The sequence below is a fragment of the Paenarthrobacter sp. NPDC057981 genome (assembly GCF_042886835.1).
Classification (GTDB): Bacteria; Actinomycetota; Actinomycetes; order Actinomycetales; family Micrococcaceae; genus Arthrobacter.
This window is the reverse complement of sequence record NZ_JBHVQI010000003.1, coordinates 322,305-336,187: the sequence shown is the minus strand read 5'-3', so window position 1 is coordinate 336,187 and position 13,883 is coordinate 322,305. Positions and strand designations below refer to the sequence as shown.

The window sequence follows — 13,883 nt, the reverse complement described above, 5'->3', positions numbered from 1 at the left end:
AACGCCCGGTCCCATTCCGAACCCGGAAGCTAAGACCCACAGCGCCGATGGTACTGCACCCGGGAGGGTGTGGGAGAGTAGGACACCGCCGGACAACCATTAGGTCGAGACCCCCCAACCCACGGTTGGGGGGTCTCCCACACTTAAACAACACACCAACACTGAAGGCCTCCCCCAGGGGAGGCCTTCACCCGTTAATACCCCACTAACCCCAGAAGCCACCCAGCCCGCCGGCCAAGGACAGCCCTTGTTCGTATCCGGCCCGTGCGGCACCCGGGCGGAGCGAGAGGTCCATTGCGTTGACACCGAACATGTACTCAGAGTCCACGTCCGGGACGATGACGCGAACCCGGCTTCCGTTGCTCTGCAGCGCCGAGATCTGGGAGTCCAGATGCATGCCCCACTCACGCGGCGTCCTTGTCCGGCCGCCGAACGGCGAGAGCACCAAGACCTTGGGATAGCCCATTGCAAGGTCGGCGTTCTCCGCATTGGCGCGGTATCCGCCGTCGATGTAATGGCTGGTGCCGATGCTGTAGGCGAAGCCGCTGGCACAGCTGGCGGCGACGGCGTCCACCAAGTCCACGCCACTGTGGCGGTCGAAGACCACAGGCTCCCCGGTTTCAGCGTTTACCGCTGTGAGAAGCACAGCCTGCTCCGGCCAGTGCTGTTGGGGCAGCCGGCCGGCTACTGTGGCCCTCCACCTTTTGCTGGCCCCATCCGTGGCTGCTGCCAAGTCGAGAGCCGCGGCCCCCATACGGCGGCGCATGTCGGCCATGTCCACTGAGGCGTCCAGGATCTTGCCTGTCCGCTCCATATGGTCAGCCACGGGTTTTGCTGGCCGCTGACCTGCACCCGAAGCCCCCGAACCTGCGATACCCGCTCCCGTCGATGTACGGGAGGGCGGCAGGACAGGACTAAGCGTGGCCTTGAACAATTCCGCGGGCGAGGCCCCAGCGAGCTGGGCTGCTGCAGTGGACCCAGCCGACGTGCCCACGGTCAGGTCCGCGCGGGTGACGTTCACGCCGCCGTCGTAAAGTCCTGCGACGACGCCGATGAGCCACGCGTTGCCTGTGGACCCACCTCCGCCAAGGATCAAAGCCCGCTGACCCCGCGGAATGCGCGCAGAAGCGTCAACGGTTGGCTGTAGCTGCGCTGCTGCCGGTGATTCCCGAACAGGAAGGGCAGTCTGAGGAGAAGTTGATGTGTTCATGGGAGTTGCCTTTCGCGAAATGCGTATCAGGCGCTCCCGGGGGGCGGCTTGCTCAGCCGCGGGATCGTGGACTGCGGGGAGCGCCCACTATGGATACTGCGTGCATGGGTCTCACCTCCAGTCCGAAATTCATGATTGTTCGAAGATCACGATCACCGGAAAAGTTATCACCCGGGAGGGTGGGTGTGCAACGGAAATTCAGGAGCAGGACCGCCGGCGCGCTGCAAGGGACCGGGCTTCTGTCCATGTCCGATCGGCGTAGCGTACGCCAAGGGCTTAAAGGGAGCCTAAAAACCGCTGAAATCCGGTGATTTTGGTCAAAAAAGCGCGGAAACACGCGGAATTTGCTGGCCAAGCCAGCCCAAGCTGGTAAGTTTTCGAACAGTGGCTTGCTCGCATTCCGCTTGAAAGCTCAAAAACGTATGAGTCCAGGAGGACGTAAATGGCTAAGAACCGTAGTGAACTCGTTGCAGAGGTAGCAGGCAAGGCTGGCACCAGCCAGGCAGCAGTCAACTCCGTGCTCGATGCACTGTTCGAAGTTTTCGAGACTTCTGTCGCTGCTGGCGAGAAGATCACCATCCCGGGCTGGCTCGCCGTTGAGCGCACCGACCGTGCAGCCCGCACCGGCCGCAACCCGCAGACCGGCGAAACCATCCAGATCGCAGCCGGCCACAGCGTCAAGCTGACCGCTGGCTCCAAGCTGAAGGCAGCTGTCGCCAAGAAGAAGTAACTTCTTCGGCACAAGCCTTGAAAGGGCGGCAACCTGATGGTTGCCGCCCTTTCTTCTCTGTGTTAATGCACATAGCGCGCCTTTCGATTCGCAGCCCGGCGACAGGTAGCGGACAATGGATAGGTGCCATCAGCAAGAAGTTCCGCAACTGCCCCTTCGTCTCCTCCCCAGCCGGGAGCGCGGGGAGGCTCTACAGCCGCGGGGATTTCTCTTCCCTGGCAAGTGGCGGGATTGGCCGTTCTGTTCCTTACTCTTGCCGGCGCGTTGATCTTCTCTGGCGCCTCGGCGGCCCGCCAGGTTTCCGACCCCGGTGCCTTGGTCAGATGGGGCCTGCCTTTTGCCAAGGCCATCCACAACGTCTCGGTTGCTACTGTGATCGGCGGCTTGATCTTTGCTGTGGGCATCCTGCCCAAGAACCTCGGCGGATCCCGTTCGCGCGAGAAGGACGCTGACGCTCCTGAGCACCCGGCGTTTGCCCGGGCACTTGCGGTGGCCGCTGCAGCCGGTGCCGCGTGGACGTTGTCAGCGGTGGCAGTTCTCGTCCTGACCTATGCGGACGTCGCTGGGCAGTCGCTGTCGGGTGATGCCGAGTTCACCCGTTCGCTGGTCTACTTCATGACGGACATCGAAACGGGCAAAGCCTGGCTTGCCGTGACGATTATTGCCGCTGTGGTCACTACCGCGCTGTTCGGGGTCCGGTCCTTGACCGGCCTGGCATTTACGCTGGTGCTCGCGCTGATCGGGTTGATCCCCACGGCACTCATTGGCCACTCGTCCAGTTCAAGCGACCACGAAGGCGCCATCAACTCCCTGGGCATGCACCTGGTAGGCGTCTCAACGTGGGTGGGCGGCATCATCATGCTGGTGGTCTTGTCGGGACTCCTTACCGGTTCACGGAAGGCGGGGACTGCGGACATTACGGAGCAGACCCTCCGGCGTTTCTCCTCCTTGGCAGGCTTCGCGTTCGTCCTCGTGTTCGCCTCCGGTGTCATCAATGCTGCCATCCGGGTCACCAACCCCGCAGACCTCTTCGGCTCATCCTACGGGCAACTGATCGTGGCCAAAGCACTGGCCACGCTGGTGCTGGGCGGCATCGGCTTCATGCACCGGCAGTGGGTCATCCCGCAGCTCGGGAAGAACGGTTCCATGTCCGCCCGCCGGGTGCTGTGGCAGCTGGTTTTGGTTGAGCTGCTGGTGATGGGCGCGACGTCGGGACTCGCCGTTGCGCTCGGACGCTCGGCTCCGCCGCAGCCAACCACCTACGCACCCGATGCTTCGCCGTCGTTCATCCTCTCCGGGTACGAATTGCCACCGGAACTCACCCCTGCGCGCTGGCTCACCGAATGGCGCTTTGACTGGCTGTGGGTGGGCGTTGCGTTGTTCGGGGCGGTTTCCTACGTCATGGGCATCGTCAAGATCCGTCGGCGCGGAGACCGATGGTCTGCCTTCCGGACAGTGAACTGGATGATCGGCCTGGTGGTCCTGACCTACATTACGTCGGGCCCGCCGGCAGTCTACGGCCGGGTGCTGTTCTCTGCGCACATGGTGGACCACATGGCACTCACCATGGTGGCGCCCATCTTCCTGGTTCTTGGCACTCCCGTGACGTTGGCTTTGCGTGCGCTGCCGTCCCGCGGCGAGGGTGCCCACGGCTCGCGTGGCCTGCGGGAGTGGCTGCTGCTCTTCGTGCACTCCAGGTTCTCGCAGGTGGTCACGCACCCCCTGTTCGCGGCTGCCAACTTTGCGGGCTCCATTGTCTTGTTCTACTACTCGGACCTCTTCGGTCTGGCCATGCGCGAGCACGTTGGCCACGAGCTCATGAACCTGCACTTCCTGCTGACGGGCTACATCTTTGTCCTCAGCATGATCGGCAGCGATCCCCTGCCTCGTCGCGCGCCGTATCCGATGCGCCTGCTGCTCCTTCTGGCGACCATGGGATTCCATGCCTTCTTCGGAGTGTCCATTATGGGCGGCACAGGCCTGCTCGCGGCCGACTACTTCGGCAACCTGGGCCGTGCCTGGGGTCCTACGGCTCTGGGGGACCAGCAACTGGGCGGCGCAGTCGCCTGGGGCATTGGTGAGATCCCCACGTTGCTCGTGGCGATCGGAGTGGCGGTCATGTGGTCCCGATCGGACGAGCGGGAGAAGCGACGGGTGGACCGCGCGGCCGACAGGAATAACGACGCCGATCTCAGTGCTTACAACGATATGTTTGCCCGGCTGGCTGAGCGTGATGCCAAGCTGGCGGGCCGTACGGCCCGGACTGCAACGCCAGCCCCGGCCGAACGCCCCACAAACGACAATGCCGGGCAGAGCGACCCGAAAACCAAGCTGGAAGGACGCTGATGAGCGAATCCGTACGTACCCAACACCGGGTCCGGGCCTCCGAACTCGAGGGCCGCGGCTGGCTCAATACGGGTGGCAAGTCCCTGGACCTCGAGTCCCTGCGCGGCAAGATCGTGCTGCTCGATTTCTGGACCTTCTGCTGCATCAACTGCCTGCACGTGCTCGATGAGTTGCGCCCCCTCGAAGAAAAGTACTCGGACGTCCTGGTGACGGTCGGAGTGCACTCGCCCAAGTTCGAGCATGAGGCAGACCCCGTCGCATTGGCATCGGCTGTTGAACGCTACGAGATCCACCACCCGGTCCTCGATGACCCGGAACTCGCCACCTGGAAGGCGTACACGGCACGCGCCTGGCCCACCTTGGTGGTGGTGGACCCCGAGGGGTACATCGTGGCCCATCTTTCCGGTGAGGGCCACGCAGACGGCCTCGCCGTCCTTCTGGAAGAACTCGTCGCCGAACACGAAGCGAAGGGGACCCTCCACCGCGGCAACGGTCCCTACGTGGCCCCGGAGCCGACGTCGGGCACGCTGCGGTTCCCCGGGAAGGCAACCCAGCTCGCCAACGGCAACTACCTGGTGGTGGATTCCGGTCACCACCGTCTGGTGGAGTTGCGCCCGGACCTGCAAACCGTCGAGCGCGTTATCGGTTCCGGCACCAAGGGTTACCTGGACGGGCAATCCGAAATCGCACAGTTCAACGAACCCCAGGGTGTCACCCTGCTGCCGTCGGAACTTGCCTGGAAGCTCGGCTACGACGCCGTGGTGGCAGACACCGTCAACCACCGTCTCCGCGGTGTAACGCTCAGTTCCGGTTACGTCCAGACGATCGCCGGCAACGGCGTGCAACGGCTCCTGGACACAGGTCCTGCCCGCGTCACCGACTCAGGCGCCGGTACCTGGTCTGAACACCACGACGACGGTCCGGCTGACTTCGCGGGCGACGCCGTGGATGTCGGTGCGCTGGGTCATGGCACGGAGGTTTCGCTGTCCTCCCCGTGGGATGTGGTCTGGAGCGAAAAGCTGCAGAAGGTTGTCATCGCGATGGCCGGCACCCACCAAATATTCGCTTACGACCCGCTGGCCAACGAGGTCTCCATCCTGGCCGGCTCAGGTCTCGAAGGCTTGCTGGACGGTAAAGCTGAGGAAGCCTGGTTCGCCCAGTCCTCGGGCTTGGCGATAGATGGGGAAGACAACATCTGGGTAGCTGACTCGGAGACCTCATCCCTGCGGCGCCTGGTCATCAGCGATTCCGGAGTCACGGTGGAAACCGCTGTGGGCAAGGGTCTGTTCGATTTCGGCTTCCGTGATGGCGAAGCTTCCGAAGCCCGCCTTCAGCACCCCCTCGGTGTGACGGTGCTGCCGGACAACTCCGTGGCCATCGCCGACACCTACAACGGTGCTGTTCGCCGCTACGACCCCGCTACCAAGTCCGTCTCCACACTGGCGCGGGGCCTTGCTGAGCCGAGTGACGTCGTCGTGGTCCAGGTCGAAGGCAGCGATCCGCTGCTGGTGGTGGTTGAGTCGAACAAGCACCAGCTGGTCCTGGTGCCGATCCCCAAGGAAGCCCTCCAGGTGGACGAGGGCGCATCGCAAACGCAGCGTCCCAAGAGCCCGGTGACACCCGGAACACTCGAGCTTGCCGTGCGCTTCAAGGCTCCCACCGGGCAGAAGCTCGATGACCGCTGGGGCGATCCCACCCAAATGAAGATTTCCTCCACCCCGCCTGAGCTGTTGCTTTCCGGTGGCGGAACATCGGTGGGTCTCCTGCGGACGCTCGAACTCTCGGCGGATGTTCCCGAGGGCATCCTGCACATCACAGCCCGCGCGGCCGCTTGTGACGGACCCGAAACCGAAGACGGCGAGATCCCTGACCACGCGGCATGCCATCTGTACCAGCAGGATTGGGGCATCCCTGTAATCCTGCAGGCCGATGGTGAGTCCGAGCTGGTCCTCGACCTCCGCGGCATGGACTAAAGCGGCAAACCCCAAGCCAAAGATGAATGGCCCGGTTCCTCCCCTGAGCGGGGGCAGGAGCCGGGCCATTGTGTGTCTGCGGTGCGTGAAAGGTCGTTGGCAGCGAGCGGGCTAGAACGTCAGCAAGGGTGTCACCGTCACAGCGTCCCCATTGATGTCCAACTGCGTCGTGAAGCTGAAGTCATGCTCCACGTTGAGGTCGTTGACGAGCCCTGTGAAGAGGTTCACCTCCCTGGCCGTCAAAGTGGCCTTGCCGTTCAAGGGAGCAACCACCCATTTGCCGCTGAACGGCTCGATGGTGATCTTGGGGTACTCCGTGATGGCCCACTTGATTGTTCCGTCCACCACCCGGGCGTTGCTGACGTGGTAGAAGGGGCAGTCGGGCTGCAGGCGTTGTTGTTCGGTAGCCTGGGCCGCGCAGGTGTCGAGGAACTCTCGGACCTTGCCTGCCACGGCGTCGTTCATGGCCTTGGTTGAACGCGTCTGCAGGTTCAGGGGCGCCTGCCCGCCGTCGCGTGTTGCAACCAGTGCCGACGTTGCGGGAGCCTCGAAATAGGTTCCGTTCAAGCTGGCTTCGTACTTGCCGGGGAAGAACACCGCGAACGTGTTGCGGCCGTTGGGCATGTTGACGGGCACACCATTGAGGGTGGCTTCGCTGGAGTTCACCACGGTGACGTCAATGGTGGGCAGGGTGGTGGGAACGAACGCCCACTTGGCAAAAAAGAGCCACTGGGTCCCCGTGCGTTCCATCAGGAACTCAGTGTGGAGGCGGCTGCCGTCCAGGGTGTAGTCCACCGGGACCGACACCCGGTTGGTGCCGCGGGCTTCAGGATTTCCCACTTTGACATCGGACAGCTTGGAGGCGGCGGTCTGAAGGGCGGTTCCGTCCAGCATGGCAGCGTTGGCACTGGGCACCTTGGCGCGCAGCAGCCCAAGCGCTTCCTCGCCTTTTCCGTCCTGGAGCGCTTGCAAATACTCCTTGACCGGCTGCTGCGGACTGGCCACGGAGGAGCTTACAAGGTTGATGGAGACGATCGCTCCCGCGACAGCAAGCATCAGACCGAGCAGCCATCCGGCTGCGGTCTTCACGAACGCTTGACTCAACTGCACGCCCTTTACGTTACCTGCCGCAGCAGCCCCCGCTGTGCAGGAGGTACGGGTTGTGACGGCCGGAACTAGCGTCGGCGGCGCGAAGATGTGCCGAAAACTCCGCGCATGAGGTCACGGCCGAGCTGGGTTCCCATGGACCGGACCATGCTCTTCAGACCGCCGCCCAGTGCTCCGCCCAGCGCCCCTGCAATGTCACCGAACACGTTGTCCTGGGGGGCCTGCGGGGCCTGCCGCGGGACCGGTACGGGAGCGGGTGGCGTCGGGAAGGAATCGGGCGTGGACGCGGGACGAGAACTCGGCCGGCCTAGGATTTCTTCCTCGATCCGGCGAGCCTCGGCATCGATGTCGGCCTGGGAAGTGCCGCCAGTCGAAGCCGGTGAGTCGGAGGACGGGACCGGCGGCTGGCCCGGCGCGGCATCCCCGGTGGGCGGTGCTGTCTTGCCGTTGAGTTTCTCGTACGCCGAAAGGTTGTCCACTGCTGTCCCGTACTTGGCCAGGAGGGAAGAGGCAGCGATGGTGCTCTTGATGAGGTCGTCCGCACTGGGACCCATAACGGATTCAGGTGCACGGAGGCGCGTCAAGGCCACAGGCGTCGGTGCCCCCTTCTCGTTCATGACGGTGATGACGGCCTCGCCGATGCCGGCCGAGGTGAGGGTCTCTTCGAGATCGTAGTCGCTCACCGGGAAGGTGGACACGGTGGCTTTCAGGGCTTTGGCGTCTTCGGGCGTGAAGGCGCGGAGGGCGTGCTGCACGCGGTTGGCCAACTGCCCCAGGACGTCGGCCGGAACATCCTTGGGGGTCTGGGTGACGAAGAAGATGCCCACGCCCTTGGAACGGATCAGCCGGACGGTGGTGGTGATGGCTTCAAGGAAGGCCTTGGATGCGTCGTTGAACAGCAAGTGGGCTTCGTCCAGGAAGAACACCAGCTTGGGTTTGTCGAGATCTCCTGCTTCGGGGAGGTCCTCGAACAGATCGGCCAGGAGCCACATGAGGAAAGTGGAGAACAGGAGGGGCTTGGTTTGCAGGGTGGGCAGTTCCAGGCAGCTGACTACACCGCGACCGTCCGGGGCTGTGCGGAGCAACTCGGCGGTATCGAATTCGGGTTCGCCGAAGAACTTCTCCATGCCCTGGGCTTCCAGGCCGATCAACTCACGCAGGATCACCCCGGCGGTAGCCTTCGATAGTCCGCCGAGTTCAGCGAGTTCGGCTTTGCCCTCGTCCGAGGTGAGGAACTGGATCACCGCGCGGAGGTCCTTGAGGTCGATCAGTTCAAGGTTCTTCTGGTCGGCGAAGTGGAAGATCAGCTGGAGGCTGGACTCCTGGGTGTCGTTGAGGTCCATGATGCGGGAGAGCAGGATGGGCCCGAACGAGGTGATGGTGGCGCGGACCGGGATCCCGTTGCCGTCTCCGCCCAGGGACAGGAATTCCACTGGGAAGTTCTTGGCCTGCCAGTCCTGTCCGAGCGCAGAGGTACGTGCCGTCAGCTTGTCACTGCCGGTGGCCGGCGTCGCCAAACCGGAAAGATCACCCTTGATGTCCGCGAGGAAAACCGGGACACCCGCCGTCGAAAGTTGCTCGGCGATCATGTGCAGCGTGACCGTCTTGCCGGTGCCCGTGGCGCCGGCCACCAGTCCGTGCCTGTTCATCATGGCCAGCGGCAGGCGGACCTGGGCTTCCTTGTGGACTTCGCCGTCCACAATTGCGGCACCGAGCTCGATGGTGGCCCCCTCCAAGGTGTAACCCTGTTGGATGGTGGCGAGTTTTTCGGCAGTTGTTTTCTTGGCCATGCGCATAGCTTAGCTGGGCTTGGCAAGATCCTTGCTGAACGCCAAATGCTTGATTTCTTCGGGGTCGGCGGCGAGGTCGAACAGGGCTTTGTACCCTGTGGCGAGGTAGAGGTTCTTGGCCTCGGGCTGGCGCGGTCCGGTGGTCAGGTACAGCTTCCGGTAGCCGCGACGGCGGGCCTCGTTTTCTAGTTCCTTCAGGACCAATCGTGCCAGTCCGCGCCTGCGGTGGGCCGAGTGCGTCCAGATCCGCTTGAGCTCAGCTGTGTGCTCGTCGTAGCGACGGAAGGCGCCGCCGGCTACGGATTCACCGTTTTCCTGGATGATGATCAACGCGCCATGGGGAGCCGCGAATTCTTCGGCCGGGTAGCGGTTCAGTTCTTCGGAGGCGCCTTCGCTGCTGAACAGGTCCCCGTACCGGGTGTTGTATTCAACGGCGAGCTCGTCGAGGAGGGGACGAACCCGGGGATCGCGCATGGGCAGGCTAAGGACGGTGAGGCCCGACGGCGGCCGGGTTGGGGTTGAGGTCATAGCGTGCCTTTCGTAAGTGGAACCCAAGTAGGGGACAGGTAACGCTCTACTGAGCGGCCAGAGCGACAGTATCTGTCCCCTAGTTGGGCTGGAGGGCTGGGACGGCGGTGGTCAGTGTTTCCAGGATTCTGCGGGCCAGGGCGTCGTTCTCCCGGAAGGGGGCTGCGTTGGTGTTCGGACGGGCGAACGCCCCCGCGCCCCAGCCTGAGGTCCAGGGACCCACGGCGAACAAACCCTGCTGTGGGCTTCCAACAGGCGACAGGACCTCGAAATTCCCGGAAACCAGGAGCTTGCCGGTCGAGTGGGTGCCTTCGGAGGTGAGCAGACGCTGTTCGGTGCCCCTTCCGGCGTCGTGCAGGTCCGCCAGGGCGGGGTTCGCCGAACGTTCCACGGAAGCTGAAGGCAACCGGGCTTCAATGTACGCGGCCGCATCGACAACCAACGGCGACTGGAACGAGCCCGCCACGAAGCGGCCCAGGGACTCATCAGCTCGTACCCACATGCCGGGCCCAAGGAATTTGAGGAGTCCGGCCCTGTGGAGGGCCAGCATCTCGCGGAGACGGTGCGACGGCGGCCCCGAGTCCACGAAACTGAAGAAACCGTGCCACCACCCGTGGATGGACTGCTGGGAGCGGGCGTTCAGCCGTTCCTGCGGGACCAGCCGGCCAAGGTCCATGTACACGTACAACAACGCAGTGAACAGGGCCAGGGTTTCGGAATGGTCGGGGCCGGTGCGGAGGTCGAGGTCCCGCTGGATGTAGGCGGTGACGGCCCGCTGGACGGCGTCGTGGTCGGCGAAGGCGCAGCCACTGAGCGGGTGGTCAAGCTTTTCCAGGTCAAGGCGCAGGGCAGCATCCGGCACGGACACCGCCACGAGTTCCTCCCGGAGCTGGCTGTACCAGTCAAGGGCATCGAAGCGGGCTTCAAAGTCGGCCCAGGAGCCCAGGACACGCTCCGGGTAGCCGGTGAAGAGCTCACGGTAGTAGGCGTAGCCCGCGTCCTTGGCGATCAGCGGCCACAAGTGCGCCCGGAAATCCAGTTCATGATGCTCGGCGAGCAGGGCGTCGATGGCTGCTGCAGTGAAGTACCGCGGACGATCCACAGGCGTGCGCAGTGTGGAGGAAATCTTGGAGTGGTAGGGCACCCCGCGTCGTGACCCTGCCCAGAGCCGCGGCTCGGCGCCGGAGGGCACGTAGTCGAGTCCGCCGTCGGGCCTTTCCTCGAAGCGGCCGCCACGGCCCTCGAACAGCAACACGAGAAGGTCAACGAACGCCAGGCCCATGCCGGAGACGATCACGTCCTGGCCCGCCTTAATCCCGGAATAGTCAACATCCGTGGTGTACGACGGCGGCGCATGGAACCCGCCATGACGGGCGGCGAACTCGCTGTGCCGGGCTGACTCGGGGTCAACCTGGGAGTCGGTGTGGCCCAGGGCGTAGACGACGACGTCGGCGAGCACCTCGGAGCCGGAGGCCAGCCGCACGCGGTGGGAACCGTCGTCGTGCCCGCTTTCAGTGGCGGGTGAAACGGAGGTGGCGGTGTCCTGGTGGACCGTTACCGTCACCTCGGTGCCAAGGGCGCTGACGGCCCGGCCAAAGAACCATTCAAGGTACTTGCTTTGGAGCTGGCGTGTGGGAAAGGACGCAGGGGTCAGTCCGCGCAGTTGGGCCAGCAGATGCGGTTCCAAGGGAGGGACGTCGCGGATGGTGCCGTCCAACACACCGGCGGCCCACGTCGACAGCCCCGGACCCTGCACGGAAGGACCCTCGCAGGTTACGGAGTCATCGGTGAACATGGTGACGTCTGCGGCGGTGGAGTTCAGAAGCAGTCCCGGGCTCTGGTCATAGCGCCAGATCCTCCCGGAACCGGGCTGGTGGGGTTCTATGACGTGGATGTCCAGTGGGCCGTTGAACAGGTCCGGCCGGTTGGCTGCGAGTCGTTCCAGGACGCCGGCCGTGCGGGGACCGCCGCCAATGAAGGCGATGGCGGGAACTCGTAGCGGCATGGGGTCTCCTGAAATGCAGTGGTTGGTGATGCCCAATCTAGGGACTGACCGACGTGCTGGTCGAGGAGCGGGTAACCGCCGTTCACCACGCGTCACGGGCCGTTAACCAACGCAAAACTGCGACTCATACGACGTTTCGTGACGAGGATTGTGACGCCCCAAGAACTCCGGCGAAGCCCCGAGAAGTCCAGTGAAGAAGTGCAAATACCCGCCTTGCTGGAGGCTTTGGCACGCCCATAGATTGGCAGCCATCCGATAGAGAACAACCAACGAAATGAGGTGGCGCATGAGTGCAATCGCACCGCCTGCCACGGCGGACACTGCACCGCCCACCCCGGATTACTCCGAGTACAAGCTGGTGCCCGCCCGGCATCCCTGGCGTTGGGTGGGGACGGTGGTTGTCGCCGCCGGTGTAGCCGCGATCGCCTGGTCCCTTGTCACCAATCCCCGCTGGGAGTGGGGCGTGGTGGCCCAATGGTTCACGGCGCAGTCGGTGGTCACCGGCCTTGTTGAGACGCTCAAGCTCACCGCCATCTCCGGCGTCCTTGGTTTCGTGCTCGGCTTCATCCTGGCCCTCATGCGTCTGTCGACGTCCCCGTTGCTGGTTTCGGTGTCCTGGACGTTCTCCTGGATCTTCCGGTCGACCCCACTGCTGGTCCAGCTCCTGCTCTGGTACAACCTCGGCTACCTGTACGAGAAGATCAGCCTGGGCATCCCCTTCACTGATGTCCGTTTCTTCGAGGCGCAGACAACCACGCTGATCAGCCAGTTCGCTGCAGCTGTCCTGGGCCTGACGTTGAACCAGGCTGCCTACTCTGCAGAGATCATCCGAGGCGGCATCCTCTCCGTGGACCAGGGCCAGCTCGAGGCTGCCTCCGCTTTGGGCATCCCGGCCTGGAAGCGCAATACCAGGATCATCCTGCCGCAAGCCATGCGCGCCATCCTGCCCAACGCGTTCAACGAGATCATTGGCCTGGTCAAGGGCACCTCGATTGTGTACGTCCTGGCCTACTCCGAGCTGTTCTACACGGTCCAGGTCATTTACAACCGGACCCAGCAGGTGCTGCCGCTGCTCCTGGTGGCGACGCTCTGGTACGTGGTCATCACCTCGGTGCTGAGCGTTTTCCAGTACTACATCGAACGCCACTTCTCCAAGGGCGCTGTCCGGAACCTGCCGCTCACCCCGCTGCAGAAAGCGCGGAAATTCTTCGCAAGCCATGCTCCCGCCTCGACCACGAAGGAATCACGATGACCACCGTTTTCTCTTCCTCCGAGGCGGCCGCGGCCGCCCACCTCGAAGAAGCCAGGCTCGCGGAAAATGCTGGCTCGGGCACTGCGGCGCCGGAACAGAACCAAGAACGCCCGACGACGGCTGGACCCGCCGTGTCCGGCGCGTCTCACGCCGTGGCCACCAAGGGCCAAGTGGACATCACCAACGTCCGCAAATCCTTCGGCGCTACCGAAGTGCTCAAAGGAGTGTCCCTCTCGGTTCCCCCGGGTGGCGTCGCCGTGATCGTGGGCCCGTCGGGCTCCGGCAAGTCCACCCTGCTGCGGACCATCAACCACCTGGAAAAGGTCGACGGCGGCTACATCACCATCGACGGTGAACTGGTGGGCTATGAGGTCCGCGGCAACAAGCTCCACGAACTGCGCGAGAAGGACATCCTCAAGCAGCGCACGAACATCGGCATGGTCTTCCAGAACTTCAACCTGTTCCCGCACCTGACGGCGCTGGAGAACGTGGCTGAGGCACCGATCGTGGCGCAGGGCCGTTCCAAGGCCGAGGCACGCAAGCGCGGACTGGAACTGCTGGACCGTGTGGGCCTGAAGGACCGTGCAGATGCCTATCCCCGCCAGCTCTCCGGTGGGCAGCAGCAGCGCGTCGCGATTGCCCGGGCACTGGCCCTTGATCCGAAGATCCTGCTCTTCGACGAGCCCACGTCCGCCCTGGACCCGGAGCTGGTCAACGAAGTCCTCGACGTCATCCGGGAACTCGCCACATCAGGAACCACACTCATAATCGTGACGCACGAGATGGGCTTTGCCCGGGACGTCGCAGACACGGTGGTGTTCATGGATGACGGCGTGATCGTCGAGTCCGGCTCGCCCAAGGACATCTTTGCCAACCCCCGTGAAGAACGTACCCGCAGCTTCTTCTCCCGAGTCATCGAACCGGCTTTCAACATCTAGGACC

General features: G+C 63.8%; 10 protein-coding genes and 1 rRNA gene. 6 read left to right on the top strand and 5 right to left on the bottom strand.

Annotated features, from left to right (window positions below):
- Positions 1-94 (top strand): 5S ribosomal RNA (rrf, locus tag ACFVSI_RS06305); the annotation flags it as partial.
- Between the two features lie 111 nt (positions 95-205).
- Here rrf and ACFVSI_RS06300 read toward each other — a convergent pair.
- The gene (locus ACFVSI_RS06300) at positions 206-1,210 is read right to left on the bottom strand and encodes a patatin-like phospholipase family protein (protein ID WP_387820880.1); all 1,005 of its coding nucleotides are present in this window, start codon (positions 1,208-1,210) and stop codon (positions 206-208) included.
- 442 nt (positions 1,211-1,652) lie between these two features.
- On the opposite strand from ACFVSI_RS06300, the gene ACFVSI_RS06295 reads away from it, so the two are divergent.
- From ACFVSI_RS06295 to ACFVSI_RS06285, 3 genes are all read left to right on the top strand, one after another.
- On the top strand, positions 1,653-1,940 hold the full coding sequence (locus ACFVSI_RS06295; RefSeq protein WP_011776355.1) for an HU family DNA-binding protein: 288 nt from the start codon (positions 1,653-1,655) through the stop codon (positions 1,938-1,940).
- Positions 1,941-2,063: 123 nt separating this feature from the next.
- On the top strand, positions 2,064-4,286 hold the full coding sequence (locus ACFVSI_RS06290) for a cytochrome c oxidase assembly protein (protein WP_387820878.1): 2,223 nt from the start codon (positions 2,064-2,066) through the stop codon (positions 4,284-4,286).
- Positions 4,286-6,259 (top strand): NHL domain-containing thioredoxin family protein, encoded by a 1,974-nt coding sequence (locus ACFVSI_RS06285; RefSeq protein ID WP_387820875.1) that lies wholly within the window; start codon positions 4,286-4,288, stop codon positions 6,257-6,259. The genes ACFVSI_RS06290 and ACFVSI_RS06285 overlap by 1 nt, the downstream gene beginning before the upstream one ends.
- A gap of 111 nt (positions 6,260-6,370) precedes the next feature.
- Here the strand turns inward: ACFVSI_RS06285 and ACFVSI_RS06280 are convergent, their stop codons facing one another.
- From ACFVSI_RS06280 to ACFVSI_RS06265, 4 genes are all read right to left on the bottom strand, one after another.
- Positions 6,371-7,363, bottom strand: coding sequence for a hypothetical protein (locus ACFVSI_RS06280; RefSeq protein ID WP_387820903.1), 993 nt, complete (start codon positions 7,361-7,363; stop codon positions 6,371-6,373).
- A 71-nt stretch (positions 7,364-7,434) separates the two neighbouring features.
- A complete protein-coding gene (locus tag ACFVSI_RS06275) occupies positions 7,435-9,156 on the bottom strand; it encodes a helicase HerA-like domain-containing protein (RefSeq protein WP_387820872.1) in 1,722 nt (573 codons plus the stop codon).
- 9 nt (positions 9,157-9,165) lie between these two features.
- Complete coding sequence (locus ACFVSI_RS06270) at positions 9,166-9,684, bottom strand: GNAT family N-acetyltransferase (protein WP_387820869.1); 519 nt, start codon at positions 9,682-9,684, stop codon at positions 9,166-9,168.
- 79 nt (positions 9,685-9,763) lie between these two features.
- Positions 9,764-11,689, bottom strand: a complete 1,926-nt coding sequence (locus ACFVSI_RS06265) for an FAD/NAD(P)-binding protein (protein ID WP_387820866.1) — start codon at positions 11,687-11,689, stop codon at positions 9,764-9,766.
- 286 nt (positions 11,690-11,975) lie between these two features.
- Here ACFVSI_RS06265 and ACFVSI_RS06260 point away from each other — a divergent pair, with 286 nt between their 5' ends.
- Entirely contained in the window at positions 11,976-12,941 is a 966-nt protein-coding gene (locus ACFVSI_RS06260) for an amino acid ABC transporter permease (RefSeq protein ID WP_387820863.1), read from the top strand.
- On the top strand, positions 12,938-13,879 hold the full coding sequence (locus tag ACFVSI_RS06255) for an amino acid ABC transporter ATP-binding protein (RefSeq protein WP_387820860.1): 942 nt from the start codon (positions 12,938-12,940) through the stop codon (positions 13,877-13,879). Before ACFVSI_RS06260 ends, ACFVSI_RS06255 begins: the two co-directional genes overlap by 4 nt.
- The last annotated feature ends 4 nt before the right edge of the window (positions 13,880-13,883 follow it).